Annotated in this window: 29 protein-coding genes; 5 read left to right on the forward strand and 24 right to left on the reverse strand. The window is 67.4% G+C overall.

Features of this window, described 5'->3' with window-relative positions; translation table 11 throughout:
• Nucleotides 1–57: 57 nt before the first annotated feature.
• The 11 genes from recA to rlmE all read right to left on the reverse strand — a co-directional run bounded on the left by recA (nucleotide 58) and on the right by rlmE (nucleotide 10,967).
• Nucleotides 58–1,098: a recombinase RecA gene (recA, locus tag GDJ08_RS03515; protein ID WP_026071041.1), complete on the reverse strand. Its 1,041-nt coding sequence runs from the start codon at nucleotides 1,096–1,098 to the stop codon at nucleotides 58–60.
• Nucleotides 1,099–1,301: 203 nt separating this feature from the next.
• On the reverse strand, nucleotides 1,302–1,952 hold the full coding sequence (gene lexA / locus GDJ08_RS03520; protein ID WP_017357642.1) for a transcriptional repressor LexA: 651 nt from the start codon (nucleotides 1,950–1,952) through the stop codon (nucleotides 1,302–1,304).
• 111 nt (nucleotides 1,953–2,063) lie between these two features.
• On the reverse strand, nucleotides 2,064–3,743 hold the full coding sequence (gene ubiB, locus GDJ08_RS03525) for a 2-polyprenylphenol 6-hydroxylase (RefSeq protein ID WP_017357643.1): 1,680 nt from the start codon (nucleotides 3,741–3,743) through the stop codon (nucleotides 2,064–2,066).
• Nucleotides 3,744–3,778: 35 nt separating this feature from the next.
• Nucleotides 3,779–4,273 carry a CinA family protein gene (locus GDJ08_RS03530; RefSeq protein ID WP_017357644.1) on the reverse strand — a complete coding sequence of 165 codons (495 nt, stop codon included), beginning with the start codon at nucleotides 4,271–4,273 and terminating at the stop codon, nucleotides 3,779–3,781.
• 91 nt (nucleotides 4,274–4,364) lie between these two features.
• Nucleotides 4,365–5,675: a ribosome rescue GTPase HflX gene (gene hflX, locus GDJ08_RS03535; protein WP_136006390.1), complete on the reverse strand. Its 1,311-nt coding sequence runs from the start codon at nucleotides 5,673–5,675 to the stop codon at nucleotides 4,365–4,367.
• Nucleotides 5,676–5,701: 26 nt separating this feature from the next.
• Complete coding sequence (gene hfq, locus GDJ08_RS03540) at nucleotides 5,702–5,986, reverse strand: RNA chaperone Hfq (protein WP_017357646.1); 285 nt, start codon at nucleotides 5,984–5,986, stop codon at nucleotides 5,702–5,704.
• 107 nt (nucleotides 5,987–6,093) lie between these two features.
• Entirely contained in the window at nucleotides 6,094–7,047 is a 954-nt protein-coding gene (miaA, locus tag GDJ08_RS03545) for a tRNA (adenosine(37)-N6)-dimethylallyltransferase MiaA (RefSeq protein WP_136006388.1), read from the reverse strand.
• Nucleotides 7,047–7,946, reverse strand: a complete 900-nt coding sequence (gene folP / locus GDJ08_RS03550; RefSeq protein WP_153164314.1) for a dihydropteroate synthase — start codon at nucleotides 7,944–7,946, stop codon at nucleotides 7,047–7,049. Before folP ends, miaA begins: the two co-directional genes overlap by 1 nt.
• A gap of 63 nt (nucleotides 7,947–8,009) precedes the next feature.
• The gene (locus tag GDJ08_RS03555; protein WP_017357610.1) at nucleotides 8,010–8,195 is read right to left on the reverse strand and encodes a hypothetical protein; all 186 of its coding nucleotides are present in this window, start codon (nucleotides 8,193–8,195) and stop codon (nucleotides 8,010–8,012) included.
• 145 nt (nucleotides 8,196–8,340) lie between these two features.
• Nucleotides 8,341–10,281, reverse strand: coding sequence for an ATP-dependent zinc metalloprotease FtsH (gene ftsH / locus GDJ08_RS03560; RefSeq protein WP_017357611.1), 1,941 nt, complete (start codon nucleotides 10,279–10,281; stop codon nucleotides 8,341–8,343).
• Between the two features lie 53 nt (nucleotides 10,282–10,334).
• Entirely contained in the window at nucleotides 10,335–10,967 is a 633-nt protein-coding gene (gene rlmE, locus GDJ08_RS03565; protein ID WP_017357612.1) for a 23S rRNA (uridine(2552)-2'-O)-methyltransferase RlmE, read from the reverse strand.
• Nucleotides 10,968–11,032: 65 nt separating this feature from the next.
• Between rlmE and yhbY the strand changes: the two genes are divergently transcribed.
• A complete protein-coding gene (yhbY, locus tag GDJ08_RS03570; RefSeq protein ID WP_017357613.1) occupies nucleotides 11,033–11,338 on the forward strand; it encodes a ribosome assembly RNA-binding protein YhbY in 306 nt (101 codons plus the stop codon).
• 14 nt (nucleotides 11,339–11,352) lie between these two features.
• Entirely contained in the window at nucleotides 11,353–11,727 is a 375-nt protein-coding gene (locus GDJ08_RS03575; RefSeq protein ID WP_017357614.1) for an Mth938-like domain-containing protein, read from the forward strand.
• A gap of 160 nt (nucleotides 11,728–11,887) precedes the next feature.
• Here GDJ08_RS03575 and GDJ08_RS03580 read toward each other — a convergent pair whose 3' ends face one another.
• The 4 genes from GDJ08_RS03580 to surE are packed head-to-tail and all read right to left on the reverse strand — an operon-like array spanning nucleotide 11,888 to nucleotide 14,748.
• Nucleotides 11,888–12,664, reverse strand: coding sequence for a peptidoglycan DD-metalloendopeptidase family protein (locus tag GDJ08_RS03580; RefSeq protein WP_136006380.1), 777 nt, complete (start codon nucleotides 12,662–12,664; stop codon nucleotides 11,888–11,890).
• The gene (locus GDJ08_RS03585; RefSeq protein WP_136006378.1) at nucleotides 12,661–13,275 is read right to left on the reverse strand and encodes a YqaA family protein; all 615 of its coding nucleotides are present in this window, start codon (nucleotides 13,273–13,275) and stop codon (nucleotides 12,661–12,663) included. Before GDJ08_RS03585 ends, GDJ08_RS03580 begins: the two co-directional genes overlap by 4 nt.
• 19 nt (nucleotides 13,276–13,294) lie before the next feature.
• Nucleotides 13,295–13,972, reverse strand: a complete 678-nt coding sequence (locus tag GDJ08_RS03590; protein WP_136006377.1) for a protein-L-isoaspartate(D-aspartate) O-methyltransferase — start codon at nucleotides 13,970–13,972, stop codon at nucleotides 13,295–13,297.
• Complete coding sequence (gene surE, locus GDJ08_RS03595) at nucleotides 13,969–14,748, reverse strand: 5'/3'-nucleotidase SurE (protein WP_153164315.1); 780 nt, start codon at nucleotides 14,746–14,748, stop codon at nucleotides 13,969–13,971. The genes GDJ08_RS03590 and surE overlap by 4 nt, the downstream gene beginning before the upstream one ends.
• 187 nt (nucleotides 14,749–14,935) lie before the next feature.
• Here surE and GDJ08_RS03600 point away from each other — a divergent pair, with 187 nt between their 5' ends.
• Nucleotides 14,936–15,475, forward strand: coding sequence for a Smr/MutS family protein (locus tag GDJ08_RS03600; protein WP_136006373.1), 540 nt, complete (start codon nucleotides 14,936–14,938; stop codon nucleotides 15,473–15,475).
• Between the two features lie 17 nt (nucleotides 15,476–15,492).
• On the opposite strand, the gene truD is transcribed toward GDJ08_RS03600, so the two are convergent.
• The 8 genes from truD to GDJ08_RS03640 all read right to left on the reverse strand — a co-directional run bounded on the left by truD (nucleotide 15,493) and on the right by GDJ08_RS03640 (nucleotide 22,188).
• Nucleotides 15,493–16,533: a tRNA pseudouridine(13) synthase TruD gene (gene truD / locus GDJ08_RS03605; protein WP_017355619.1), complete on the reverse strand. Its 1,041-nt coding sequence runs from the start codon at nucleotides 16,531–16,533 to the stop codon at nucleotides 15,493–15,495.
• Nucleotides 16,530–17,024, reverse strand: a complete 495-nt coding sequence (ispF, locus tag GDJ08_RS03610) for a 2-C-methyl-D-erythritol 2,4-cyclodiphosphate synthase (protein WP_153164316.1) — start codon at nucleotides 17,022–17,024, stop codon at nucleotides 16,530–16,532. Before ispF ends, truD begins: the two co-directional genes overlap by 4 nt.
• Nucleotides 17,025–17,088: 64 nt before the next feature.
• Nucleotides 17,089–17,784, reverse strand: a complete 696-nt coding sequence (gene ispD, locus GDJ08_RS03615; RefSeq protein ID WP_017355621.1) for a 2-C-methyl-D-erythritol 4-phosphate cytidylyltransferase — start codon at nucleotides 17,782–17,784, stop codon at nucleotides 17,089–17,091.
• Entirely contained in the window at nucleotides 17,784–18,134 is a 351-nt protein-coding gene (gene ftsB, locus GDJ08_RS03620; protein WP_017355622.1) for a cell division protein FtsB, read from the reverse strand. Before ftsB ends, ispD begins: the two co-directional genes overlap by 1 nt.
• 4 nt (nucleotides 18,135–18,138) lie before the next feature.
• Nucleotides 18,139–19,425, reverse strand: coding sequence for a phosphopyruvate hydratase (gene eno, locus GDJ08_RS03625; RefSeq protein ID WP_017355623.1), 1,287 nt, complete (start codon nucleotides 19,423–19,425; stop codon nucleotides 18,139–18,141).
• A 65-nt stretch (nucleotides 19,426–19,490) separates the two neighbouring features.
• Nucleotides 19,491–19,916 carry a hypothetical protein gene (locus tag GDJ08_RS03630; RefSeq protein ID WP_017355624.1) on the reverse strand — a complete coding sequence of 142 codons (426 nt, stop codon included), beginning with the start codon at nucleotides 19,914–19,916 and terminating at the stop codon, nucleotides 19,491–19,493.
• Nucleotides 19,913–21,568: a CTP synthase gene (gene pyrG / locus GDJ08_RS03635; RefSeq protein ID WP_017355625.1), complete on the reverse strand. Its 1,656-nt coding sequence runs from the start codon at nucleotides 21,566–21,568 to the stop codon at nucleotides 19,913–19,915. Before pyrG ends, GDJ08_RS03630 begins: the two co-directional genes overlap by 4 nt.
• 380 nt (nucleotides 21,569–21,948) lie before the next feature.
• Nucleotides 21,949–22,188: a hypothetical protein gene (locus tag GDJ08_RS03640; protein WP_017355626.1), complete on the reverse strand. Its 240-nt coding sequence runs from the start codon at nucleotides 22,186–22,188 to the stop codon at nucleotides 21,949–21,951.
• A gap of 160 nt (nucleotides 22,189–22,348) precedes the next feature.
• On the opposite strand from GDJ08_RS03640, the gene parE reads away from it, so the two are divergent.
• Both parE and GDJ08_RS03650 read left to right on the forward strand, forming a co-directional pair.
• Complete coding sequence (gene parE / locus GDJ08_RS03645; protein ID WP_136006368.1) at nucleotides 22,349–24,238, forward strand: DNA topoisomerase IV subunit B; 1,890 nt, start codon at nucleotides 22,349–22,351, stop codon at nucleotides 24,236–24,238.
• Between the two features lie 135 nt (nucleotides 24,239–24,373).
• Entirely contained in the window at nucleotides 24,374–24,925 is a 552-nt protein-coding gene (locus tag GDJ08_RS03650; RefSeq protein WP_136006366.1) for a GNAT family N-acetyltransferase, read from the forward strand.
• A gap of 61 nt (nucleotides 24,926–24,986) precedes the next feature.
• Here the strand turns inward: GDJ08_RS03650 and GDJ08_RS03655 are convergent, their stop codons facing one another.
• A complete protein-coding gene (locus tag GDJ08_RS03655; RefSeq protein ID WP_136006364.1) occupies nucleotides 24,987–26,108 on the reverse strand; it encodes an inorganic phosphate transporter in 1,122 nt (373 codons plus the stop codon).
• Between the last annotated feature and the right edge of the window lie 12 nt (nucleotides 26,109–26,120).

Here is a 26,120-nt window from a genome sequence, read left to right on the forward strand (position 1 = left end):
TGAAACCGCGGGACAGGGCAAGCGTCACTGACGGCGCCGCCCTGCCCCGCAGGAAACTCACTCGGCGTCGTCGCCGTCGTCGTCACCACCCTCGCGGACCGCTTCGGCCGGCTGGAACTTCTCGCGCAGCTCGGCTTCCAGGCGCTGGGCAACCTGCGGGTTGTCGCGCAGGTAACCACGGGCGTTGTCCTTGCCCTGACCGATGCGCTCTTCACCGTAGCTGTACCAGGCGCCGGCCTTCTCGACCAGCTTGGCTTCCACGCCCATGTCGATCAGTTCGCCCTCGCGGCTGATGCCCTCGCCATAGAGGATTTCGGTGATGACCTGCTTGAACGGCGGTGCCAGCTTGTTCTTGACGACCTTGATCTTGGTCTGGTTGCCGATGATCTCGTCGCCCTTCTTGATGGCGCCGATACGACGGATGTCCAGGCGCACCGAGGCGTAGAACTTCAGCGCGTTGCCGCCGGTCGTCACTTCCGGGCTCTGGCCCGGCATCATCACGCCGATTTTCATGCGCAGCTGGTTGATGAACACCACCAGGGTATTGGAGCGCTTGATGTTGCCGGTCAGCTTGCGCAGCGCCTGGCTCATCAGGCGGGCCTGCAGGCCCGGCAGCTGGTCGCCCATTTCGCCTTCGATTTCCGCCTTGGGGGTCAGCGCGGCGACCGAATCGACCACCACGATGTCCACCGAACCGGAACGCACCAGCATGTCGGCGATTTCCAGTGCCTGCTCGCCGGTATCGGGCTGGGACAGCAGCAGATCATCGACGTTCACGCCCAGCTTGGCGGCGTAGATCGGGTCCAGCGCATGCTCGGCGTCGATGAAGGCGGCGGTACCGCCCTTCTTCTGGCACTCGGCGATCGCCTGCAGGGTCAGGGTGGTCTTGCCCGAGGATTCCGGACCGTAGATCTCCACGACACGCCCCTTGGGCAGGCCACCGATGCCGAGCGCGATGTCCAGCATCAGCGAACCGGTGGGGATGACCTCGACCGCTTCGATGACGCGGTCACCCATGCGCATGACCGAGCCCTTGCCGAACTGCTTCTCGATCTGGCTCAGGGCGGCGGTCAACGCACGCTTTTTGTTCTCGTCCATCGTATTGGTCCTTGCAGAGGTCATGTCGTTGGAGGTGCTTTCTTTGGGAGTCTTCTTGGCCACGGGGTCACTTTAAGGTTGGCGTATCGCACAGGCTGAGATTCTGCCCGGCGTTCGGAAAAAAATTATCGGACATCCGTACCAACCTCAGCGGAACCAGAGAATCGCCACAAAGACCGCGCGTGTTTCAACAGCATCAGGACCTAGCGGTTGGGCCGCAGCAGTCCGCAATAGAGGCCTTCGATGGCGAAGTCCTGGTCGGGCAACACCTCGATCGGCTTGTAGTCGGGGTTGCGAGGCAGGAGCCGGATGCGGTCCTTGCCCATCTTCAGCAGCTTGACCGTGATCTCGTCATCGATGCGGGCGACCACGATCTGCCCCGACCGGGCGTCACGGGTGCGATGCACGCCGATCAGGTCGCCATCGAAGATGCCCTCGTCGATCATCGAGTCGCCCTGCACCTTCAGCAGGTAATCCGGTGCAGGCGAGAAGAACACCCGGTCCAGCACCACGAAATCGTCCGAGCCGATGTCCGCCCCGATCGGCAGACCGGCCGCAACCCGGCCGAGGACCGGCAGGCGCAGCACATGGTCCGGGAGTGCGGCTGCGGCCAGCGAACCAGGCAGACCGTCCTGCAGCGGCGGCGCCTGCACCAGCCGGATGCCGCGCGCCTGGCCGGGGATGCGACGGATCGCCCCCGCCTGCTCCAGCGCCTCCAGGTGGTACTGCGCGGCGCGTACGCCCTTGAAGCCGAAGGCACGGGCGATTTCCGCCTGGGAGGGCGGTGCGCCATCGGTCTGGATACGCTCGGCGATCAACTGCAGGATCGCCTGCTGGGTGTCGGTCAGGTCCATGATTAGTAGTATTACTACTAAGGCCAGGGGTGCGCAAGTGCCTGCACAGACCGGGCGACCGGCAGCCGACCAACGGTCGGCGTTGCCTGCGGCACCGTCCGGTCCGGGGCGTCAGGGATTGCGCCCGGAGCGCCAGATCGAGAACAGGATCCACACGCCGCAGAAGCCGGCACCGACGAAGCCGGCCACACCCAGCGCCAGCAGCCAGCGGCTGGAGACCCCGCCCACGCTGTGCATCACGATCGAGGAGCCGATGATCAACGCCGCCGTCACGATACCCATCACCAGCCGGTTGGCGGCCCGGTTGACCTGGTCGCCAAACCCTTCCAGGGCACGGGTCTCGACCTTGACCTGGAGGCGCCCGTTGCGCGCCATCTGCAGCAGCCGGCGGACATCGCGCGGCAGGTCGCCCATCAGGTCCATCGCCCCGAGCAGGCTGCGCTTGCCACGCTTGAGCATCGCCGCCGGCGCATAGCGCTGCCACATCACCCGTTCCAGGTACGGGCGCGCGGCGGTCGCCATGTCGAACTGTGGATCGAGCTGGCGGCCCATGCCTTCCAGGGTCAGGAAGGTCTTGATCATCAGCGCGAGGTCGGCCGGCAGGGTCAGGGCGTACTGGCGCAGGAGCTGCGTCACATCGCCCAGCATCAGGCCCATGTGCAGGTCCTTCAGCGGCACGCCACGGTACTGGTCGACGAAGGTACTGATGTCCTGCTGCAGGCGGGCTTCGTCCACGTCCACGCCACCGGCCCAGTCCAGCAGCACGTCCATGACCGGCTCGGGCTCCTGGGTCACCAGCCCATGCAGCAGCTGCGCGACCTGGAAGCGACGCTGCTCGGACAATGCGCCGACCATACCGAAGTCGATGACCCCGATCCGGCCGTCACGCAGGTAGATGATGTTGCCGGGATGTGGATCGGCATGAAACGCGCCGTCCTGCAGCACCATTTTGAGGATGATCCCGGCGCCGGTGCGCGCCAGCTGCACCCGGTCCAGGCCGGCTGCATCGACGCCCGCCAGATCCCGCCCCGGGATGCCATCCACGAAGTCCTGGACGTTCAGGCTCTCGCAGGTCCACTGCCAGTGCACGGCCGGAATGAAGATGTCCTGCCGCCCGTGGAAATTGCGCGCGATGCGCTCGGCATTGCGGCATTCGGCGGCGAAATCCAGTTCGCGCCGCAACGAGGTCTGGAACTGCTGCACCACTTCCGAAGGGCGGTAGCGGCGCAGGTCCGGCAGCCGCGCTTCGACGATCTCCGCCAGACGCGCCAGCAGGCGCAGGTCGGCCTCGATCACCTCGCGGATACCGGGTCGACGGATCTTGAGCACCACGGCCGAGCCATCATGCAGGGTCGCGCGATGCGCCTGCGCCAGCGATGCGGCGGCCATCGGGGTTTCATCGAGCCAGGCAAACACCTCGCTGGCCGGGGCGCCCAGATCGCGTTCGAGCTGATCGCGCACCTGCGCATACGGCAGCGCCGGCACCGCGTTCTGCAGCTCGGAGAATTCGGCGATCCAGTCGGGCGGGAACAGGTCCACGCGGGTGGCCAGCACCTGGCCGAGTTTGACGAAGGTGGGGCCGAGGTCTTCCATCGCGCGGCGCACCCGCACCGGCGCGGTCATGCGCAGCATCTGCTGGGTGTCGTTCCAGTGCAGCAGGCGCCCGGCCCGTTCGAGGACGTCGGCCAGGCCGATCCGGCGTACCAGGTCGCCGAAGCCATAGCGGATCAGGACCGAGGCGATTTCCTGCAATCGCCCCAGGTCGCGCACGGTTCCCAGCGTTTCCCACATTGCGCTCACTCCTGTCGGCACACGCGCTCAGGATGTCACACCGGCGGGAAGATTCCCGTCAGCGCCTGGTGCACGGTCTGCCGCCGTATGGCTTCGCGGTCGCCGTCGAACTGGAAGAGCTGCGCGCGCGCATAGCCGCCACGCTGCTTCCAGCCGATCCAGACACTCCCCACCGGCTTGTCGGGGCTGCCGCCGCCGGGACCGGCGATACCGGTGACGGCCACCGCCATCCCCGCGCCGGAATTGACCAGCGCGCCAGAGACCATTTCCAGCACGGTTTCCCGGCTGACCGCGCCGAACTGCTCCAGTGTCTGCGCGCGCACGCCGAGCAGGCGCTGCTTGGCTTCGTAGCTGTAGACGACCATGCCGCAGTCGAAGAACGCCGACGAGCCGGCCACATCGGTCATGGCCTTGGCGATCCAGCCGCCACTGCAGCTTTCGGCGGTGACCAGCTGCAGCGCAGCCTGCTGCAGGCGCTGGCCGACGTCACGGGCGAGAACGCCCAGGTCGGCATCGGAGGGAACGGTCATGGGGGTCCAGGATCAACAGGGGCACAGCCCCCGTTTTAGCCGAAAACCGGCGTGCTGTCGTGCCATGACGGTGCGACGGTGTGTCGCGCCGTCACCATTCGGGCACCTTCTCCGGCAGCAGCGCGCGGATCGGCTCGCCCCCCTCGCCTGCGGCCAGTTTTTCGGCCTCGGCGATCGGAATCTCCACGCTGAGCAGCCAGCCGTCCTCGTCGGCCTGCTCGCTGCGGACCACCTCCAGACGGTGCAGGCGCGACCGCAGGCGGCCGGCACTGGGCGGCAGGCGCAGGTCGCCGGTCACATGCTGCAGGCCCAGGCGCTTGCCCAGCACCGACTGCAGCAGGTCCAGTCCCAGGCCGTCACGGGCCGAGATCCAGACACGTTCGCGGCGCGCCGTGTCGGGGATGCCGTCCTGTGCGTCGTGGCGCACCTCGCTGCCCTCGATGCGGTCGATCTTGTTGAACACCAGCAGCTGCGGCAATTCGCCCGCGCCCACCTCGTTGAGCACGTCGTCGACCTGGGCGATGCGTTCTTCGCGATGCGGATCGGCCGCGTCCACCACATGCAGCAGGAAGTCGGCCTCGCGCGCTTCACTCAGGGTCGCGCGGAACGCGGCCACCAGCTCGTGCGGCAGATCGCGCACAAAGCCCACGGTATCGGCCAGCACCACGTTGCCACCGGGGACCGCAATGCGGCGCACGGTCGGATCCAGGGTCGCGAACAGCTTGTCGGCGGCGTAGGCTTCAGCGCCGGTCAGCGCATTGAACAGCGTCGATTTGCCGGCATTGGTGTACCCCACCAGCGCCACACGCGGCAGTTCGCTGCGCACGCGGGCACGGCGCATCTGGGTGCGCTGCACTTCGACCTTCTCGAGCCGCTTCTGCAGCTGTTCGACCCGCTTCTGCAGCAGGCGGCGATCGGTTTCCAGCTGGGTTTCGCCCGGGCCGCGCAGGCCGATGGCACCACCACGCTGACGCTCCAGGTGGGTCCAGCCGCGCACCAGCCGCGTGGCCATGTGGCGCAGCTGCGCCAGCTCGACCTGCAGCTTGCCTTCGTGGCTGTGCGCACGCTGGGCGAAAATATCCAGGATCAACCCGGTGCGGTCGATCACGCGGCGCTCCAGGAACCGCTCCAGGTTGCGCTCCTGCGACGGCGACAGCGCATGGTTGACCAGCACCAGATCCGCCCCGGTGGCCTCGGCCGCCGCCTTGATCTCGTCCAGCTTGCCGGACCCGATCAGAATCGACGGGTTGGGGCGATCGATGCGCGCGGTCAAGGTCGCCGCGATGGTGGCCCCGGCCGAGCGGGCCAGATCGGTGAACTCTTCCAGCACGTCTTCTTCGAGCCGGCCGGCATGCGGCTGGATCAGGAGCGCGTGTTCGCCTCGCTTGGAACGATCAAACACGCAGTTCTCCCGTATTGCTCAACCTGTCACTCAACGTCTTCTTCACCTTGGGCGCCTTCGGCGCCACCTTCGTTGGACTGCACATAACCACCGCCCGGCCCGACCCGCACATTGCGCGCCGGCACCACGGTCGAAATGGCGTGCTTGTACACCATCTGGCTGACCGTATTGCGCAGCAGGACCACGAACTGGTCGAACGATTCAATCGTGCCCTGCAATTTGATGCCATTGACCAGATACACCGATACCGGCACGCGCTCGCGCCGAAGTGCATTCAGAAACGGATCCTGCAGCGATTGCCCCTTGGACATTGCACACTCCTGATTATTGTTTTTATGGTTGTCCAGCAGTTGACGCGGCCCCCGCCGCCCACTGGAATCCTTGATGGTACACGGGGTGGGCGCGTGAAGGCGTGGTGTCAGCGACCGACAAAGGTCGAAACCGCGTCCGCCAGAGAAGCACGGTCGATATGCGGGTCGAACCAGCGGGCATCAAGTTCGCCCCTCAGCCAGGTCAGCTGCCGTTTGGCCAACTGGCGGGTGGCGTAAATGCCCCGGTCGCGGAACTCGGCGGCGCTGCCCTGCCCGTCCAGGTACTCCCACGCCTGCCGATAGCCGACCGCACGGATCGCCGGCAGGTCCAGCGGCGTCGCCACCTGGGCCATCGCCGGCAGCGCGCGCAGGGCGCGCACTTCATCGAGAAAGCCGTGGGCGAGCATGGCGTCGAAGCGGGTCGCAATCCGCTGGTGCAGGACGCTGCGCTCGCGAGGCGCCAGCACCAGCTTCAACGCGCGTACCGGCAGGCGGTCCACGCCTGGCAGCTTCTGCCACTCGCTGATCGGGCGGCCGGTCAGGCGAAAGACTTCGAGCGCACGTTGGATGCGTTGTGGGTCGGTGGCATGAATGCGCGCAGCGGCGGCAGGATCGACCTCGCCCAGATGCGCGTGCATCGCCGCCCAGCCGTGCTCGGCCGCCTCGGCGGCGATGCCGGCGCGGACGGCCGGATCGGCCTGCGGCATCGGCGACAGGCCCTGCAGCAGGGCGCGGAAGTACAGCCCGGTACCGCCGGCAAGGATCGGCAGCTTGCCGCGCGCCACGATGTCGGCCACCGCCCGGCCGGCGTCGGCGGCGAACTCGGCCGCCGAGTACGTCTGCCACGGATCGCGCAGGTCCAGCAGATGATGCGGTGCCTGCGCCCGCTCGATGGCATCGGGTTTGGCCGAGCCGATGTCCAGACCCCGATAGACCAGCGCCGAATCGACGCTGACGATCTCACCGTCCAGCTGGCGGGCCAGCGCGATGGCGGTGGCCGTCTTGCCCGAGGCCGTCGGCCCCATCAGGGCGATCGCCAGGGGGCGGGTATCGGCGGCCATCAGTCCTCGTCCGGCCAGCGCGGCATCGCCGGCTTTGCCTCCAGGCGCACCGCCGGCACTGCGGCCACGGCTGCCCATACCTTGAGCGCATCGACGGTGGCGGCGACATCGTGGACGCGCAGCAGCATCGCGCCGCGCTGGGCCGCGATCAGGTGCGCGGCGACCGAACCGGCCACGCGCTCGCGCGGCGACTCGCGGCCGGTCAGTTCGCCGATGCTGCGCTTGCGCGACAGGCCGGCCAGCATCGGCACGCCCAGCTCCAGGAACCGCTCAGAGCGCGCCAGCAGCGTCATGTTGTGCTCGGTGGACTTGCCGAAGCCGAAGCCCAGGTCGATGACCAGGTGCTTCCTGGCGATGCCCGCCATCTCAGCGGCGAACAGGCGCTCGGCCAGGAAGCGGTGGACCTCGGCCACGACATCGTCGTAGTGCGGCGTGTCCTGCATGCTGCCCGGCTCACCCTGCATGTGCATCAGCACGACCGGCACGTCGAGGTCGGCGGCCGCCGCGAGCGCCCCTTCCTGGCGCAGTGCACGGATGTCATTGATCATGCCGGCGCCCGCCGCCACCGCCGCACGCATCACGTCTGGCTTGAAGGTGTCGATGCTGATGGGCACGGGGGTCTGGCGCGCCAGCGCCTCGATGACCGGCACCACCCGGCGCAGCTCCTCGTCCAGCGGCACCGGCGCACTGCCGGGCCGGGTCGATTCGCCGCCGATATCCAGCAGGTCCGCGCCCTCGGCCACCAGTTGCAGGCCATGCGCCACCGCAGCGTCCACCGTGTTGTGCGCGCCACCGTCGGAGAAGGAATCCGGGGTGACGTTGACGATGCCCATTACGCGCGGACGGTCCAGCCGCAGTACGCGGCCAGCGCAGTCCAGCTGGGGAGAAATATCGAACATGGGCCGTTCCACAAAGTGCGCCAGCGGGTAGTTTACGCCGGCCCGCAGGGCCGGCTGCCGGGGTCAGCGCTGGCGGCGCCTGCGCTCCACGTACAGGGTCTTGGCGATACTCAACAGCACGCCGACGGCGATGCCGATGCCGGCACCGAGCAGCAGGTTGTCGCGGGCCAGGCCGATGCCCACGCCCACGATCGTGGCGATCACCATTTCGGCGGTGTGCGAGATCGGCTGCGGCGGGGGGATGGACATGGCGACTCCGGGACGGAAGCGAAAACGGGTCGCCATTATGACCCGCGCCCGGGTCGGGCGACGGCCCTGCGCGGCTCTGTCGCAGCCTGTACGGAAACGACGAAGGCCGGGTTTCCCCGGCCTTCGTCGTTCAGGCATTGCCCGCTCAGTGCTGCTCGGCAGGACCGGCGATCGGCGGCAGCGGACGGGCGTCGCCGCCCTTGTCGTTGTTGCTGCCACCGTCCTTGTTGGACTTGCCCCAACCGGCCGGCGGCGGCGGATCGCGGCCTTCCATGATCGCATCGATCTGCGGCGCGTCGATGGTCTCGTACTGCAGCAGCAACTGGGACATCGTGTGCAGCTTGTCGAGGTTGGCCGTCAGCAGCTCGGTGGTGCGGGCGTAGGCCTTGTCCAGAATGCTGCGCACGACTTCATCGATGCGGCGCGCGGTATCGTCGGACACACTCTTGTGCTGGGTGACCGAACGGCCCAGGAACACCTCATCGTCCTCTTCGCCATAGGCGATCGGGCCGAGCTGCTCGGACAGGCCCCACTTGGTGACCATGTTGCGGGCCATTTTGGTGGCACGCTCGATGTCGTTGGATGCGCCGGTGGTGACCTTGTCGGCACCGAAGATCAGCTCTTCGGCAACGCGGCCGCCGTACAGCGAGCACAGCTGCGATTCGATCGCCACGCGGTTCATCGAGTACTTGTCGCCTTCCGGCAGGTACATGGTCACGCCCAGCGCTCGGCCGCGCGGAATGATCGTGACCTTGTAGACCGGATCATGCTCGGGCACCAGGCGGCCGACGATGGCATGGCCGGCTTCATGGTAGGCGGTCAGCGTCTTTTCTTCCTCGCTCATCGCCATCGAACGGCGCTCGGCGCCCATCAGGATCTTGTCGCGGGCACGGTCGAAGTGGTCCATGCGGACTTCCTTCTCGTTGCCGCGGGCGGCGAACAGCGCCGCTTCGTTGCAGAGGTTGGCCAGGTCCGCGCCAGAGAAGCCCGGCGTACCGCGCGCGATCACCATCGGCACGACGTCGTCGGCCAGCGGCAGCTTGCGCATATGCACCTTGAGGATCTGCTCGCGACCCTTGACGTCCGGCAGGCCCACCACCACCTGGCGGTCGAAGCGGCCCGGACGCAGCAGCGCCGGGTCCAGCACGTCGGGACGGTTGGTGGCGGCGATGACGATTACGCCCTCGCCTCCCTCGAAGCCGTCCATTTCGACCAGCAACTGGTTCAGGGTCTGCTCGCGCTCATCATGACCGCCGCCCAGGCCGGCGCCACGATGGCGGCCGACGGCGTCGATCTCGTCGATGAAGATGATGCACGGCGCATGCTTCTTGGCCTGCTCGAACATGTCGCGGACGCGGCTGGCGCCGACACCGACGAACATTTCCACGAAGTCCGAACCGGAGATCGAGAAGAACGGCACCTTGGCTTCGCCTGCGATGGCGCGCGCCAGCAGGGTCTTGCCGGTACCGGGCGGGCCCACCATCAACACGCCGCGCGGAATCTTGCCGCCCAGCTTGGTGAACTTGGTCGGATCACGCAGGAAGTCGACCAGCTCGCCGACTTCTTCCTTGGCCTCGTCGCAGCCGGCGACGTCGGCGAAGGTGACCTTGATCTGGTCTTCGCCCTGCAGTTTGGCGCGGGACTTGCCGAAGGACATCGCGCCCTTGGCACCACCGCCACCGCCCTGCATCTGGCGCATGATGAAGATCCAGAAGCCGATGATCAGGATCACCGGAAGGAAGTTCATCAGGATGGAGACGAACGAAATGCCGCTCGACGGCGCTTCCTGGGCAATTTCCACGCCCTTGCCGCGCAGCACATTGATCAGGTCGCGATCGTACGGCGCGCTGATGGTGGCCGACTGGCCACCGCGGGTGGTGTAGGAGATCTCGGTGGTCGCGCCACGGGCGTCGCCGCCCAGCGTGACCTTCTGGACGTTGCCGCTGTCCACCTGGTCGAGGAACTGCGAGTAGGTCGTGCCCTGTGCGCCAGCGCCGCTGCTCTTAGGCGAGAAGCTCTGGAAAACCACCATCAGCACGACGGCGACGACCACCCATAGCAGGAGGTTCTTGGTCAAGTCGTTCATCCTCATTGGCTCCGGTGTTCCTTTAATTCCTGACGCGATTCGTATGGTTGAGCTTACTTGATCTGGGCGCGTTTTCCCTGGCCCAGGGCGTAAACCTCGGGCGAGCGCTTTCGGGACGCTTCAGGCTTGCGGATCACCACTCTGTCGTAACGCCGGCGCATCTCACGCACGTAGTCGTCAAAGCCCACGCCCTGGAACAGCTTGATCAGGAACGCGCCACCCGGCTTGAGGTGCTGGTCGGCGAAATCCATCGCCAACTCCGCCAGGTGCATCATCCGCGGTTGGTCGACCGCGTCCATGCCACTTTTATTGGGGGCCATATCCGAGAGCACAAGGTCTACCGGCTGATCCCCCAGCATGGCTTCGAACTGCGATAGGACGGCCTGCTCCCTGAAGTCGCCGTGAAGGAACTCCACGCCGGCCAGCGGCGGCATCTCCAGGATGTCCAGGGCCAGGACCCGGCCGGTGTCGCCGATCTGGCGCCGGATCTGCTGCGACCAGCCGCCCGGGGCCGCGCCCAGGTCGACCACGACCATGTGCGGCTTCAGCAGCCGGTCACGCTCGAGCAGCTCCTCCAGTTTGTAGGCCGCACGCGAGCGCATGCCCTCGGCCTGGGCCTTCTTCACGAAGGGGTCGGAGAAGTGCTCTTTCAACCAGCGTTGACTGCTTTTGCTGCGCGTTGCCATTGGATGCGGGCCGGATGGGGTGGTCATGATACCCTGATCGCCCCAGTTAACCGCTTGTTTCCTGAATGTCCATCACCCTGACCTCGTCCCAGACCCGCTTCCTCCGCGGCCACGCCCATGATCTGAAAGCCCTGCTGCAGATCGGCGGCAAGGGGGTCACGCCGGCCTTCCTGGCCGAACTGGACGAAGTCCTGGAACGCCACGAACTGGTCAAAGTCAAAGTGTCCGCCGAGGACCGCGAGGCCCGTGACGCCATGATTGCCGAGCTGGCCGCGGCCTCCGGCAGTGCCCTGGTGCAGCGCATCGGCCACGTGGCCGTGCTGTACCGCCCGAGCAAGGAACAGCGTCAGATCGTCCTGCCGCGCGGCTGATTCCGGAAGACCCCATGCAGCTGAGCCACGAAATCCCCGACTACGCCTACGCCCTGCGTGCCGCCGACGGCCGTACGGCGAAAGTGAACGAGCGGACGCTGGCCTCCAGTTTCATCCTGGCGCCGGACACGCTGATCGAGGCGTGGCCGGTGGCCACCATCGCCGAACTGACCCCCGACCACCTGCAGCCGGTGCTGGCGTTGAATCCTGCGCTGGTGGTGCTGGGCACCGGGGACACGCAGGTGTTCCCGCCAGCAGCGGTGATGGCGGCCTGCCTGACCCGCGGTATCGGCCTGGAAGTGATGAACAACCCGGCTGCCGCGCGCACTTTCAACATCCTCGCCAGCGAGGGTCGGAAGGTGGCGGCCGCATTCATCCTGACCGGCTGAACCTGCTGGAATCCGTTCAGGAAAGGCCGCCGCCAGGCGGCCTTTTTTGTTGGCGAGGATGCGGACGGCCTGGTTGGCCGTTGTCGATCATTGCCGCGCTGCGCGCGGCCAGCCGACCATCGGTCGGCGCTACCGGGGGTTGCCGCGCTCGGCGCGGCGGTTACTTCGGCGGCAGGTACAGCAGCGGGTCGACCGGCTTGCCGTTGTAACGGATCTCAAAGTGCAGCATGTCGCGCGGGGCACCCGTGCGGCCCATCTCGGCAATCTGCTCCCCTGCCTTGACGCTCTGGCCTTCGTTGACGAGGCGCTTGCGGTTGTGACCATAGGCCGACAGCCACTGGTCGCTGTGCTTGATGATGATCAGCTCACCGAAGCCGACCAGGCCGGCGCCGGAGTACACCACCACGCCGCCGGCGGTTGCGCGCACGGGCTGGCCGCTGCTGCCGGCGATGTCAACGCCCTGCTTGGTCGCCTCGCCGGCGACGAACTTGCCGACGATCGCGCCATCGGCCGGCCAACGCCAGCTGATGTTGCTCCTGATCGCCGTGGTCGGCGCCGGCGCGGGGGCCGGCGTCGGGGCGGTGCCCGGGCGCGGCGCGGTCACGACGGTGGTCGGTGCACGGCTGCCGCTGCCACCGGGGTACAGCCGGAGCGTCTGCCCAGGGTAGATCGTGTACGGCTCGGACAGCCCGTTCCACGCCGCCAGGTCACGCGGGGTGATGTTGTGGATGCGGGCCAGCGCGTACAGCGTGTCGCCCCGGCGGATCACTGCCGTCTGTCCCGGCTTGGCCACCGATCTCTGCGGCGTGGGATGTGCGGTGGTGCCGCCGCTGCCCGAGGGGCGCACCACGGTGGCGGTGCCACAGGCGCTCAACGCGGACACCACCAGCAGCAGCGCGCCGGCGCGCGCTCCCTTGCTCATACGATCAACACTCATGCGAACTTCGACCTCCATACAAGCCAGGCAACCAAGCCCACCACCAGCACGGTCGCGACCCAGCCCAGCGGTTCGATCCAACGCCGCAGCGCGGCTTCCGCGCGCGGACCGCCGATGCGGATGACAGCCGCCAGGACATACACCCGCTTGCCCCGCCCGATCAGCATGCTCAGGAAGTACTGCGGCAACGGCACGCCGACAATACCCGAAGCCCACGTGAAGACCTTCATCGGAATCGGCATGAACCCGCCGAGCACCAGGAAGGTGAACACCGCCCACGGCGATTCGGCCATCTTGGCCTGCACCACCGCGATGCCGCCTTCGATGCTCGACAGCATGCCCAACGCGGCGAACACCGGCTTGAGCGCCTCGAACGCGTAATGCCCGAGCGCGTAACCCACCAGCGCACCGGCCATCGAGCCAGCCAGGCTGAGCGTGGCGAACCACCAGCCACGTTTGGGCTGGGCCACGCACATCGGCGCAAGCATCACCTCGGGCATCACCGGGAAGATGATCGCCTCGATGAAGCTCAGTACCGTGAGATACGTGGGTGCACGCTCATGCGCCGCCCACTTCATCGCCCGCTCGTACAGCGGGCCAAAGATCTTCATGACGCAACGCTCCTTGGAATCAATCCAGCATGCCAGACAGCAGCGGCACGAACGTGACCGGCGCCAATACCTGGTGTTCAACACTGCCGTCGTCGCGACGGGTGAGCTGCACCAGCGACTGCGCGCCGGGCCCGCCCACCGGCGCCACCAGGCGACCGCCCACGGCCAGTTGCTCGACCAGCGCATCCACCAGCGCCGGGGCGGCCGCGGTGACCACGATGGCGTCGTACGGCCCGTGCTCGGCCCAGCCCGCGCGACCATCGTCGTGCTTGCTGCGGATGTTCATGCCCAGCGCCCGGAAGCGCTTGCGCGCCTGCCGCAGCAGGTCGCCGATGCGCTCGACGGTGTAGACCTCCAGACCCACCGCACCGAGTACAGCGGCCTGGTAACCCGAGCCGGTGCCGACTTCCAGCACTTTTCTGGGCGCGGACTGCAGCACCGCTTCGGTCATGCGGGCCACCACCCAGGGCTGGGAGATGGTCTGGCCGTGGCCGATCGGCAATGCGGTGTCTTCGTAGGCGCGCGATGCCAGTGCCTCATCGATGAACAGATGGCGGGGCACGACGCGGATCGCGTTGAGCGTGACCTCGTCGGCGATGCCGGCGTCACGCAGGCGGTCGACCAGCCGGTCGCGCACGCGCTGGGACGTCATGCCGATGCCGACCGCTTCAGGCTGCAGGCGCAGGCGCTGGGTCATGCCGGGCGATCCATGACGGCGGTGAGCCCGCCCACCCAGCTGGCGACTTTCTCCAGCGCCTGATACCGGGTCAGGTCCACCTGGATCGGCGTGATCGAGATGAAGCCGTTGCGCACGGCGTGGAAGTCGGTGCCGGGACCGGAATCCTGTTCGCGACCGGCCGGGCCGATCCAGTACACCTCGTTGCCGCGCGGATCGCGCTGTGGAATGCAGCCTTCGGCGCGGTGGCGGTTGCCCAGGCGGCTGACTTCAAAGCCGCGCACCTGGTCCCACGGCAGGTCCGGGACGTTGACGTTGAGAATGGTGTCGGCGGGCAGTGGATCGGCCTTGAGCCGCGCCACGATCGCCACCGCGGCGCGCGCGGCGGTCTCGAAATTGCGCGCCTCGTGGTTGTGCGTCACCAGCGACACCGCCACCGCCGGCAGACCGAGAAAGCGCCCTTCCATCGCCGCCGAGACCGTGCCGGAATAGATGACGTCATCGCCCAGGTTGGCGGCGTTGTTGATGCCCGACACCACGATGTCCGGCTCGTACTCGAGCAGCCCGGTCAGTGCCAGGTGAACGCAGTCGGTGGGCGTCCCGGCGACCGAACAGGTGTAGTGGTCGATGCGCTTGAGCCGGATCGGCAGGTCCAGGGTGAGCGAGTTGCTGGCCCCCGAGCGATCACGGTCGGGGGCGACCACCATCACTTCATGGCCGGCCTCGCGCAGCACCGTGGCAAGCATCCGGATGCCCGGGGCATCGACACCGTCGTCATTGCTGACCAGGATCCGCATCTGCGATTTAACCGCTTGATTTTTCAAGACTTCGATTCCATCACTTTCCAGCGTTGGCGGGGTCGATGCTCATCCGTGCGGGGAGCATCGACCGCGCAAGTGCGTCAGCTATTGTGCCGCATGCGGGCAGATCGTCCTACCCCGCAGACGGTAGGCAGCGGCCATCGCCTCGCATTACGCTGTACGCATGTCACATCCTGAAGACGAAGATCCGGCGGCGCTGTTCCGCTCGGCGATCGGGGCGGTCACACCGCTGAAGAAGCCGGCCGCGCCGCCGCCCGCCACGCCGCGGCCGAAACCGCGCGCGCGCATGGCCGAGCAGGATGACCAGGCGGCGCGCGGCGAGTTTGCCCGGCTGCTGCGCGACAGCAACCCGCTGGAGGCCGGCGATACCGCCAGCTACCGGCGCGACACCCTGCCCGCGCGCATGTTCCAGCGGCTCAAGCGCGGCCAGTATTCCGTCCAGGACGAGCTGGACCTGCACGGCGCCACCGTTGCCCAGGCCGACGCGATGCTGCGCCAGTTCCTGCAGGAAGCGCATGCGCACGACTATGGCTGCGTGCGCATCATCCACGGGAAGGGGCTGCAGTCCGACGGCGGTGCGCCGGTACTCAAGAACCTGGTCGATCGCCTGCTGCGCCTGCGCAACGATGTGCTGGCGTTTCATTCCGCCCCCGCCGGACAGGGGGGCACCGGCGCGGTGCTGGTGCTGCTGAGCAACCGCTAGCCGGGCAGCGCCCGGCGCTACGGGGCGTCGGCCTGGCTGGCATCGTGCACCGGGCCGAGTTCGTGCAGGACGGCCGTGGCATAGCAGCCCGGCGGCAGGGCAAAGCTCAGCTCCAGTACGTCCGGCTGCAGCCAGCGATGCTGCAGCATGGCCGGGCGCAGGCGCAGCGCGCGACGCTCCTGCTTGAGGCGCGCGCCTTCCAGGCCGGCACGCAGGGCAAGGGACTGTTCGTCGGCGACCGCGGCCAGCTCCAGCGTGGCCGCGGCGCCGCTGCTGCGCAGTTCGCCTTCGCCCCACAAGGGGCCGCTGGGATGGATGTCGAAACGGGCCAGACGATCAGCCAGCAGGTCGGTGAACGGTTCGGGTCCGAATACGCTGCGACTGCCGTCCAGCATCCACACCTCGCCATCCAGCGGCGCATCCCAGTTGCCCTGTGCGACGCGCTCGGCCAGTACCTGGTTGAACAGGGCCGAGCGCGCGGCGGACAGCAGCAGTGAGCGCTGGTCCGGACGCATGCGACGCCCACCGAACATCGCCAGTGCCGCCGGCACGTTGCCACCGTCACGACCGAAACGCTGTTCACCGAACCAGTTCGGCAGCCCGCGCGCGGCGATCAGCGACAGCCGCTCGTCGATGGCCGCCGCATCGCCCTGCACCTCACGCAGCACCAGCCTGAAGCGGTTGCCGGCGAGCGCGCCGCGCTGCAGTTTGCGGTTGTGCCAGGTCGCGTCGACGACCTCGATCTCATCGGAAGCCAGCAGCGCCGGATCCGGCGCGACGCGCTTGGGCAGGTGCACGCTGAAGCGCTGGGTGGTGACCGCATGGCGATCCTTCATGCCGGCGTAGCTGACCGCCATGTCCGGCAGCCCGGCCCAACGGGCCAGCACCTTGGCCACGTGCACGGTATTGGCACCGCGCTTGCGCAGGGTGAGCAGCAGGTGCTCGCCCTCCCCGCTGGGCTCGAACGCCGGCAGCTCGTCGACCTGGAAGTCTTCGGGCGTGGTCCGGATGTTCGCGGTCAACAAGGGCGCGCCGAACGCCAACGGCAACGGAATCACAGCGCCACCAGCAGCACGGCAGCCTGGGCGGCGATGCCTTCGCCGCGCCCGGTGAAGCCGAGCTGCTCGGAGGTGGTGGCCTTGACGCTGACCGCATCCAGCGCGATCCCGAGCAGGCCGGCGATGCGTTCACGCATGGCCAGCGCATGCGGGCCGACCTTGGGCCGTTCGCAGATCACGGTGATGTCGGTGTTGCCAACCTGCCAGCCGCGCTCGCGCAGCAGGCTGTTGCAGTGCTCCAGGAAGCGACTGCTGTCGGCATCCTTCCAGCGCATGTCCGACGGCGGGAAATGCTGGCCGATATCGCCCAATGCCAGCGCGCCCAGCATGGCGTCGCACAGCGCATGCAGGATCACATCGCCGTCGCTGTGCGCGAGCACGCCGCTGGTGTGCGGCACGCGGACGCCGCCAAGCATGATGTGGTCGCCCGCGCCGAAGGCGTGGACGTCATAGCCCTGTCCGATGCGGACGGGAGGAAACGGGGTGTTCATGGCGTGAACCTGACAGTAGCGCCGGGCTATGCCCGGCTTGGCAAGATGAAAGCTGCGTGCGGAATCAGATTCCGCGACGCGACAACACGAATTCGAAACGGGACAGATCCGACGGGGTGGTGACCTTGAAGTTGTCTTCGTTGCCTTCCACCAGCAACGGACGCAGGCCCTGCCGCTCCATCGCCATCGCCTCGTCGGTGACCTCGATGCCGGCGTCGGCGGCCTCCTGCAGCGCGCGCGCCAACTGATGGCGGCGGAACAGCTGCGGGGTCAGGGCGCGCCACAGGCGCGCCCGCGGCTCGGTGGCATCGATGCCACCGTCATCGCCGGCCCGTTTGAGGGTGTCGCGTACCGGTGCGGCCAGGATCGCACCGACCGGATCGTTGCGGCCCACTTCCAGCAGCCGGCCCAGATCGGCCGCGGCCAGGTTGGGACGCGCGGCGTCATGGACCAGCACGAAATCGTCGGCGCGCACGCTGTCGGGCAGCGCCTGCAGGCCGGCCAGCACCGAGCCGGCACGGGTGGCGCCGCCCACGCAGGTCAGGATCGGTTTGTCGGCAAGCGAGGTCCAACCGGGCCAGTCCTGGTCCCGGTCGGCGATCACCACCATCACCCCGGCGACCACCGGATGCGACAACAGCGCCTCCAGGGTATGCGCCAGCAGGACGCGATCACCCGCCAGCAGATACTGCTTGGGGGTGGCGCCGCCGAAGCGCGTGCCGCGCCCGGCGGCGGGAACCACTGCCCATACGGTGCCCATCAGGGTATTTCCTGATGCGGGGCGTCCGGGTCGGCCACCACCGTGGGTGCGCGCGGCGGCGCAACCGGGGCGTCTTCGACCACACGGTAGAACTTTTCACCAGGCTTGATCATGCCCAGTTCGCTGCGCGCACGCTCTTCGATGGCCGCCTCGCCTTCCTTGAGGTCCTTGACCTCGGCAGCCAGCGCGTCGTTCCGCTGCTGCAGGCCGGCATTGTCGCGCCTCTGGGATTCGACCTGGGCTTCGAGCGTCATCACTTCCCCCGAATTGCCCGGGCCGAACCAGAAGCGGTACTGCAGCCATGCCAGCAGTACCGCGAGCACCAGCAGGAGCCAGCGCCAGTCGCGCATGGGATCAGCGCTTCAGCGACACGAACGCGTCGCGACCGGCGTAACGCGCGCCGGCACCAAGAGCTTCCTCGATGCGCAGCAGCTGGTTGTACTTGGCCACGCGATCGCTGCGGCACAGCGAGCCCGTCTTGATCTGGGTGGCGGTGGTGGCCACGGCGATGTCGGCGATGGTGGTGTCTTCGGTTTCGCCCGAACGGTGCGACACAACCGCCGCGTAGTTGGCGCTGTGCGCCATTGCGATGGCTTCCAGGGTTTCGGTCAGGGTGCCGATCTGGTTGACCTTGATCAGGATCGCGTTGGCCGTGCCGGATTCGATGCCTTCCTTGAAGATCTTCGGGTTGGTCACGAACAGATCGTCGCCCACCAGCTGCACCTTGCTGCCGATGCGGTCGGTCAGCAGCTTCCAGCCCGCCCAGTCGTTCTCGGCCAGGCCGTCTTCGATGGTGATGATCGGGTACTGCGCGGCCCAGTCGGCCAGGAAGTCGACGAACTGATCGGAGGTCAGGCGCTTGTTCTCGCCGACCAGGTTGTACTTGCCGTTCTCGTAGAACTCGCTGGAGGCCACGTCCAGGCCCAGCAGCACATCTTCACCGGCGGTATAGCCGGCCTTGCCGATCGCTTCGAGGATGGTGTCCAGCGCTTCGACGTTGCTGCGGAAGTCCGGGGCGAAACCGCCTTCGTCGCCGACCGCCGTGCTCAGGCCGTGGCCCTTGAGCACCGACTTGAGCGAATGGAAGATTTCCGTGCCGGCGCGCAGCGCTTCGGAGAACGAGGGGAAACCGACCGGCAGCACCATGAACTCCTGGAAGTCCACGTTGTTGTCCGCATGCGCGCCGCCGTTGATGATGTTCATCATCGGCACCGGCAGGGTCACGTCACGGCCCTGCGCCAGGTACTGCCACAGCGCCTGCTTCCTGGACGCCGCAGCGGCGTGGGCATTGGCCATCGACACGGCGAGCAGCGCATTGGCACCGAGACGCCCCTTGTTTTCGGTGCCGTCCAGGTCGATCAGGCGACGGTCCAGGGCTTCCTGGTCGGCGGCATCGAAGCCCTTCAGCGCGGTGGCGATGGTGGTGTTGACGTTGGACACGGCGTTGCGCACGCCCTTGCCCAGGTAACGGGTCTTGTCGCCGTCACGCAGTTCCACCGCCTCCTTGGTGCCGGTCGAGGCGCCCGACGGAACCGCGGCGCGGCCGAACGAACCGTCCTCCAGGACAACGTCGGCTTCCAGCGTGGGATTGCCACGGCTGTCGAGGATTTCACGGGCGTGGATGCTGCGGATCGTGGTCATAGCGGGCCGGTTACCAGTCAGAAAGGGGAAACGCCAAAGGACAGCGCCGAAAACGTGCCGCGTGATTATCCCTGCCCGCCCCCCGCTTGCCAAATCGGCGTGCTGTCACCGATCAGCACCTGCGTGGACGCGGTGCGCGCCAGCAGCGCGGGCAGCAGCAGAACCGCCGCCAGCAGCGCGAGCAACGCCAACCCCACCGCGCCACCGGCCCGCTGGCGGCGTAGCCGGAACGACAGCACGATGGAGACCAGCGCGGCCAGCACCACCGCCGCCGACAGCGCCAGGGTGAACAGCAGGTACGGCTGCGTGGCCTGCATGGCGTGGCTGCCGTCGCCGGGCATGCCCACGCTGGCCATCACCAGGATGGTCAGCATGAAGGCGCAGCCCCACGCACCGACGCCCAGCACGAGCGCCGCCCAGCCCCACGGCCAGGCATGCCAGTGCCGCCGCTGGCGGCGCGCTTCCAGCGCCGCCCACGGGTCCATCGTCATGCCTGCAGCGGGGCGCCGCCGGCCTTGCGCTCACGCGCGGCGCGGATGAAGCCGATGAACAGCGGGTGGCCATCGCGCGGGGTGGACAGGAATTCCGGATGCGCCTGGCAGGCCAGGAACCACGGATGCTGGTCGCGCGGCAGTTCGATCACTTCAACCAGGGTGTCGTCCATCGACTTGCCGGCGATCACCAGGCCGGCGTCCTCCAGCTGGGTCCGGTAGCGGTTGTTGAACTCGTAACGGTGGCGATGACGCTCGGACACCACGTCCCTGCCATACAGCTCGCGGGCCAGCGTGCCCGGCTTCAGGCGCTGCTCCTGCAGGCCCAGGCGCATGGTGCCGCCGAGGTCGGAGCGCTCGTCGCGCTTCTCGACATCGCCGGTGGCGGTACGCCATTCAGTGATCAGGCCGATCACCGGGTTCGGCGACTGGCGGTCGTTCTCGGTGCTGTTGGCGCCCTCCAGCCCGGCCACGTGACGGGCGAAATCGACCACGGCGGCCTGCATGCCGTAGCAGATGCCGAAGTACGGAACGTTCTGCTCGCGGGCGAACTGCGAGGTGAGCACCTTGCCTTCAAAGCCACGGTCCCCGAAACCGCCCGGGACCAGGATGCCGTCGACGTCCTTCAGGGCGCCCATGTCGGTGCCTTCCAGGTCCTGCGCTTCCAGCCACTTCAGGTTGACCTTGGTGCGCTGGCGCAGGCCGCCGTGCTTGAGCGCCTCGCCTACGGACTTGTAGGCGTCCTGGTGGTCCACGTACTTGCCGACCACGGCGATGGTGACTTCATCGAGCGGATGCAGCGTGGCATCCACGGCGGCCTCCCACTCGGAGAGGTCGGCCGGACCGGCCTTGTCGCCGAGCTTGAACTGGTTGATGACGATCTCGTCCAGCCCCTGCTCGTGCAGGCCCATCGGGATGCGGTACAGCACATCCACGTCCGGCACGCTGATCACCGCCCGTTCGGAGACGTTGGTGAACTGGGCGATCTTGCGGCGCTCGGACTCCGGCACCACCTGCTCGGAGCGGCACAGCAGCACGTCCGGCTGGATGCCGATCGAACGCAGTTCCTTCACCGAATGCTGGGTGGGCTTGGTCTTCAGCTCGCCGGCGGCGGCGATGTACGGCACCAGGGTGAGGTGCATGAAGAGCGCCTTTTCCGGGCCACGCTCGGTACGCACCTGGCGGATCGCCTCGAGGAACGGCAGCGATTCGATGTCGCCGACGGTGCCGCCGATCTCGACCAGGGCCACGTCGAAGCCTTCGGTGGCTTCATCCATGCAACGGCGGATCTCATCGGTGATGTGCGGGATGACCTGGACGGTGGCGCCCAGGTAGTCGCCACGGCGCTCCTTGCGGATCACGTTCTCGTAGATGCGGCCGGTGGTGACCGAATTCTTGCGGCTCAGGCGGGTGCGGACGAAGCGCTCGTAATGGCCCAGGTCCAGATCGGTCTCGGCACCGTCGTCGGTGACATACACCTCACCGTGCTGGAACGGGCTCATCGTGCCCGGATCGACGTTGATGTACGGATCGAGCTTCATCATGGTGACCCGCAGGCCACGGGCTTCAAGGATGGAGGCGAGCGACGCGGCGGCAATGCCTTTGCCGAGCGAGGACACTACGCCGCCGGTTACGAAGATCAAGGGAGTCATGGCTGGGGGTGTCCTGTCAGGAAGGGGGAAACGACGCCGGCGCGCAGGGCGACGGACGACGCAAAGGGGAAAGACGGAGAGATCCAGCCGCAGGCTGCGGAAACGACACGCGCCGGGAGCAGGATCGGGGGAACGGTTCGGGGTCCGGTCGGCGAGGTCGGGAGGGCCGTGCCGGTCGCCGTGCGGACCGTCACCTCCTGCCTACCCTGCTGGCGATCGCGCACGATCAGGCCAGTCCATTCGCTGATGGATGACACGCACTGCTCCCGGAAAGCCATAGTTTACAGATTGGAGGCCCCAAGCCCAAGGCCCGGGTGCCCGCCTTCACAAAAAAAAGACGCCCCGGCAATGCCGGGGCGCCTGTGTCGGCCCGGAATGGGTCAGCGCTTCTTTCTCGCTTCCTCTTCCTCTTCCTTCTGCGGGGCCTGTTCGCCCCTGGCCTTCATCTCGGCGGTGGCAGCGGCCCGGCGCTTGGCCTTGGCCTCGGCCTCGGCCTGCGCCTTGTCGGCCTGTTCGCCCTGCTGCGGCGCGGGCTGGCCCTGTCCGGCGTTCTGGGCCAGCGCCAGCGGCACGGCCACGACGGCGGCGGCAATGGCAACGATGGTCAGCAACTTCTTCATGGGTGCTCCTCGCGGTATCGGCTTGGGTGCGGGCGCCGGGGGTCCGGTTCCAGCCTGCACAGTCTATCGCGCCCCGGTCGGCCGCCCCCTGAACGTGCGGCGTGCAAAAAAGCCGTCCAGACCGCAAACTTCGCCGTCGCTTTGCGCTTTATGAAGACAGATGAACGCCCGCTATAACGCCGCCGATATTGAAGTCCTGTCCGGCCTGGACCCGGTCAAGCGCCGCCCAGGCATGTATACCGACACCGCGCGCCCGAACCACCTGGCGCAGGAAGTCATCGACAATGCCGTGGACGAGGCGCTGGCTGGCCATGCCCGCACGGTCGAGGTCACCCTGTTCAAGGACGGCAGCTGCGAGGTCAGCGATGACGGCCGCGGCATGCCCGTGGACATCCATCCGGAGGAGAAGATCCCCGGCGTCGAACTGATCCTGACCCGGCTGCATGCCGGCGGCAAGTTCAACAACAAGAACTACACCTTCTCCGGCGGCCTGCACGGCGTTGGCGTGAGCGTGGTCAACGCGCTGTCCACCCTGGTGGAAGTGCACATCAAGCGCGATGGCAGCGAACACCGCATCACGTTCCGCAACGGCGACCGCGCCACCCCGCTGGAAGTGGTCGGCAGCGTCGGCCGGAAGAACACCGGTACGCGGGTGCGCTTCTGGGCCGACCCGAAGTACTTCGATACGCCCAAGTACAACCTGCGTGCCCTGCGCCACCTGCTGCGCGCCAAGGCGGTACTGTGCCCCGGCCTGACCGTCAAACTGCGCGACGAGGCCACCGACGAGCAGGACACCTGGTATTACGAGGATGGCCTGAGCGACTACCTGAAGGCCGAGCTGGGCGAGCGCGAGATGCTGCCGGCCGACCTGTTCGTGGGCCAGTTGAAGAAGGACACCGAGGTGGTGGACTGGGCCGTGGCCTGGCTGCCGGAAGGCGAGCTGGTGCAGGAGAGCTACGTCAACCTGATCCCGACGGCCCAGCACGGCACCCACGCCAATGGCCTGCGCACCGGCCTGACCGAGGCGCTGCGCGAGTTCTGCGACTTCCGCAACCTGCTGCCGCGTGGCGTCAAGCTGGCCCCGGAAGACGTCTGGGACCGCGTGTCGTTCGTGCTCTCGCTGAAGATGACCGATCCGCAGTTCAGCGGCCAGACCAAGGAACGCCTGTCCTCGCGCCAGGCCGCCGGCTTCGTCGAAGGTGCCGCGCATGACGCTTTCAGCCTGCTGCTCAACCAGAACGTGGACATCGGCGAGAAGATCGCCCAACTGGCCATCGAGCGCGCCAGCGCGCGCCTGAAGACCGAGAAGCTGGTCACCCGCAAGAAGGTCACCCAGGGCCCCGCCCTGCCCGGCAAGCTGGCCGACTGCATCAGCCAGGACCTGTCGCGCACCGAACTGTTCCTGGTCGAAGGCGACTCGGCAGGTGGCAGCGCCAAGCAGGCGCGCGACAAGGACTTCCAGGCGATCATGCCGCTGCGCGGCAAGATCCTGAACACCTGGGAAGTCTCCTCCGGCAGCGTGCTGGCCTCCGAGGAAGTGCACAACCTGGCCATCGCGATCGGCTGCGACCCGGGCAAGGACGACATCAGCGGCCTGCGCTACGGCAAGGTGGTGGTGCTGGCCGATGCCGACTCCGACGGCCTGCATATCGCCACCCTGCTGACCGCGCTGTTCCTCAAGCATTTCCCGGCTCTGGTCGATGCCGGCCATGTATTCGTGGCAATGCCGCCGCTGTTCCGCGTGGACGTGGGCAAGCAGGTGTTCTACGCGCTGGACGAGGAAGAAAAGCGCACCCTGCTGGACAAGATCGAACGCGAGAAGATCAAGGGCCAGGTCAGCGTGACCCGCTTCAAGGGCCTGGGCGAAATGAACCCGCAGCAGCTGCGCGAGTCCACCATCCACCCCGATACGCGCCGCCTGGTGCAGCTGACCATCGACGATGGCGAGCAGACCCACTCGCTGATGGACATGCTGCTGGCCAAGAAGCGCGCCGGCGACCGCAAGCAGTGGCTGGAGAACAAGGGCGACCTGGCTTCGCTGGACGCCTGATCCGACAGCACGCCCCCTGGAACAGCCCGCCATCGGGCGGGCTGTTTCGTTGTGGGACGGGCCCGGACATCGCCCCTTCATCCTGCGCGCCGGGCGATCGGGTAGCGTGGCGGTCCCTCGTCTGGTGGAGCCCACATGCATTTCGATTCGACCTTGCGCCTGGACAGCGCCCGCCTGGTATTGAGCCCGATCCGCGCGGACGACGCCCCTGCCCTGTTCGCGATCCAGTCCGATCCCGACGTGATGCGCTACTGGAACCACGCGCCGTGGACGGACCTCGCCCAAGCGCAGGCGCAGATTGCCGACGACCTCGCCGCGATGGCGGTCGGCACGCAGCTCAAACTGGCCATCCGCGACAGCGCGCACGGGCCGCTGCTGGGCATCTGTGTGGTATTCGCGATCGACGCCGCATCCGGCCGCGCCGAGATCGGCTACAACCTGGCCCCGCAGGTCCAGGGCAAGGGGTACATGCGCGAGGCGCTGACGCGGCTGGCGACTTACCTGTTCGACGAACGCGGCCTGCGCCGGCTCGAAGCGGAGATCGATCCGCGCAATGCCGCATCGGCGACGGTGCTGGAGCGGATCGGGTTCCAACGCGAAGGCCTGCTGCGCGAACGCTGGTGCATCGCAGGCGAGCTGTCCGATTCGGCGCTGTACGGCCTGCTGGCACGCGACCGCGCAGCCTGACGCGCACGAAAAAGCCCGCCGGTCGGCGGGCTTTCCCTTCCAGCCAGGCAGGGCCCGGCGCTTACGCCCAGCCGACCAGCTCGAACAGTTTCAGGATCAGGTAGGCACAGCCGCCTGCCGCCGGAATGGTCAGGATCCAGGCCCACACGATGCGCTCGATCACACCGAAACGCAGCGAACGCGGGTTCTTGGCGTAGCCCACGCCCATGATCGCGGTGGAAATGCTGTGCGTGGTCGACACCGGCATGCCGAAATGCGCGGCCAGGGTCAGAATGGTGGCCGAGCTGGTTTCCGCGGCGAAACCGTGGATCGGATGCAGCTTGACCATCTTGTGCCCCAGGGTCTTGATGATCTTCCAGCCGCCCGAGGCGGTACCGGCGGCCATCACCACCGCACAGGTCAGCACGATCCACATCGCGATGCCGTCACCGGCGTGCGCGTCCGGGTGCATGAAGGCCAGCCAGGACGGCAGGTCGTTCAGCGCACCGGTCGCCTCGGCGCCGATCAGGGTCATGGCGATGATGCCCATCGTCTTCTGCGCGTCGTTGTGGCCGTGGGCGAAGCCCATATAGGCCGCCGACACGATCTGCGCCTTGCCGAAGAAGGCATTGACGATGCGCGGACGGGCCATGCGCCCGAGCCAGCCGCCGACCTTGGCCATGCCCGCGATGATCGCCCACAGCAGCAGCATCACCACGATGCCGAGCAGGAAGCCAGCGATCGGCGAGGTGATCATCGGCAGGAACACCTTCCACAGCAGGCCCTTGTTCTGGGCCCAGGTGCCGATCCGCTCGGACCAGATCAGGGCGTCCCAGTTGTTGTGGGCCGCGGCCAGGCCGGCACCGCACAGGCCGCCGATCAGCGCGTGCGAGGACGACGACGGCAGGCCTTTCCACCAGGTGATCAGGTTCCAGATGATGCCACCCAGCAGGGCGCACAGGATCACCTGCGGGGTCACCTCCACCACGTTGGTGTTGAGCAGGCCCGAGGCGATGGTCAGCGCCACGGCGGTGCCGGTCAGGGCGCCGATGAGGTTCATGAACGCCGCGAGCATCACCGCCCAGCCGGGCGAGAGCACTTTGGTCGCCACTACGGTGGCGATGGAGTTGGCGGTGTCGTGGAAGCCGTTGATGAACTCGAAGACGAGCGCGGCCAGGATCACCACCAGGACAAGGGTCAGCATGCTGTGGCGTCC

It is taken from the genome of Stenotrophomonas nematodicola, from assembly GCF_009467805.1.
Lineage (GTDB): Bacteria > Pseudomonadota > Gammaproteobacteria > Xanthomonadales > Xanthomonadaceae > Stenotrophomonas > Stenotrophomonas nematodicola.

Excerpts from the sequence above, each read along its gene's own strand:
- ftsH (WP_017357611.1), bottom strand. The coding sequence starts at position 10,281 with ATGAACGACTTGACCAAGAACCTCCTGCTATGGGTGGTCGTCGCCGTC.
- GDJ08_RS03530 (WP_017357644.1), bottom strand. The coding sequence starts at position 4,273 with ATGACCGTTCCCTCCGATGCCGACCTGGGCGTTCTCGCCCGTGACGTC.
- yhbY (WP_017357613.1), top strand. The coding sequence starts at position 11,033 with ATGTCCATCACCCTGACCTCGTCCCAGACCCGCTTCCTCCGCGGCCAC.
- GDJ08_RS03555 (WP_017357610.1), bottom strand. The coding sequence starts at position 8,195 with ATGTCCATCCCCCCGCCGCAGCCGATCTCGCACACCGCCGAAATGGTG.
- GDJ08_RS03600 (WP_136006373.1), top strand. The coding sequence starts at position 14,936 with ATGTCACATCCTGAAGACGAAGATCCGGCGGCGCTGTTCCGCTCGGCG.
- eno (WP_017355623.1), bottom strand. The coding sequence starts at position 19,425 with ATGACCACGATCCGCAGCATCCACGCCCGTGAAATCCTCGACAGCCGT.
- GDJ08_RS03655 (WP_136006364.1), bottom strand. The coding sequence starts at position 26,108 with ATGCTGACCCTTGTCCTGGTGGTGATCCTGGCCGCGCTCGTCTTCGAG.
- ispD (WP_017355621.1), bottom strand. The coding sequence starts at position 17,784 with ATGGGCACCGTATGGGCAGTGGTTCCCGCCGCCGGGCGCGGCACGCGC.
- ispF (WP_153164316.1), bottom strand. The coding sequence starts at position 17,024 with ATGAACACCCCGTTTCCTCCCGTCCGCATCGGACAGGGCTATGACGTC.
- rlmE (WP_017357612.1), bottom strand. The coding sequence starts at position 10,967 with ATGGCAACGCGCAGCAAAAGCAGTCAACGCTGGTTGAAAGAGCACTTC.
- GDJ08_RS03585 (WP_136006378.1), bottom strand. The coding sequence starts at position 13,275 with ATGAAGATCTTTGGCCCGCTGTACGAGCGGGCGATGAAGTGGGCGGCG.
- lexA (WP_017357642.1), bottom strand. The coding sequence starts at position 1,952 with ATGGACCTGACCGACACCCAGCAGGCGATCCTGCAGTTGATCGCCGAG.
- GDJ08_RS03640 (WP_017355626.1), bottom strand. The coding sequence starts at position 22,188 with ATGAAGAAGTTGCTGACCATCGTTGCCATTGCCGCCGCCGTCGTGGCC.
- recA (WP_026071041.1), bottom strand. The coding sequence starts at position 1,098 with ATGGACGAGAACAAAAAGCGTGCGTTGACCGCCGCCCTGAGCCAGATC.
- GDJ08_RS03580 (WP_136006380.1), bottom strand. The coding sequence starts at position 12,664 with ATGAGTGTTGATCGTATGAGCAAGGGAGCGCGCGCCGGCGCGCTGCTG.
- GDJ08_RS03575 (WP_017357614.1), top strand. The coding sequence starts at position 11,353 with ATGCAGCTGAGCCACGAAATCCCCGACTACGCCTACGCCCTGCGTGCC.
- GDJ08_RS03630 (WP_017355624.1), bottom strand. The coding sequence starts at position 19,916 with ATGACGATGGACCCGTGGGCGGCGCTGGAAGCGCGCCGCCAGCGGCGG.
- folP (WP_153164314.1), bottom strand. The coding sequence starts at position 7,946 with ATGTTCGATATTTCTCCCCAGCTGGACTGCGCTGGCCGCGTACTGCGG.
- miaA (WP_136006388.1), bottom strand. The coding sequence starts at position 7,047 with ATGGCCGCCGATACCCGCCCCCTGGCGATCGCCCTGATGGGGCCGACG.
- surE (WP_153164315.1), bottom strand. The coding sequence starts at position 14,748 with ATGCGGATCCTGGTCAGCAATGACGACGGTGTCGATGCCCCGGGCATC.
- hfq (WP_017357646.1), bottom strand. The coding sequence starts at position 5,986 with ATGTCCAAGGGGCAATCGCTGCAGGATCCGTTTCTGAATGCACTTCGG.
- parE (WP_136006368.1), top strand. The coding sequence starts at position 22,349 with ATGAACGCCCGCTATAACGCCGCCGATATTGAAGTCCTGTCCGGCCTG.
- GDJ08_RS03590 (WP_136006377.1), bottom strand. The coding sequence starts at position 13,972 with ATGACCCAGCGCCTGCGCCTGCAGCCTGAAGCGGTCGGCATCGGCATG.
- ubiB (WP_017357643.1), bottom strand. The coding sequence starts at position 3,743 with ATGTGGGAAACGCTGGGAACCGTGCGCGACCTGGGGCGATTGCAGGAA.
- pyrG (WP_017355625.1), bottom strand. The coding sequence starts at position 21,568 with ATGACTCCCTTGATCTTCGTAACCGGCGGCGTAGTGTCCTCGCTCGGC.
- ftsB (WP_017355622.1), bottom strand. The coding sequence starts at position 18,134 with ATGCGCGACTGGCGCTGGCTCCTGCTGGTGCTCGCGGTACTGCTGGCA.
- GDJ08_RS03650 (WP_136006366.1), top strand. The coding sequence starts at position 24,374 with ATGCATTTCGATTCGACCTTGCGCCTGGACAGCGCCCGCCTGGTATTG.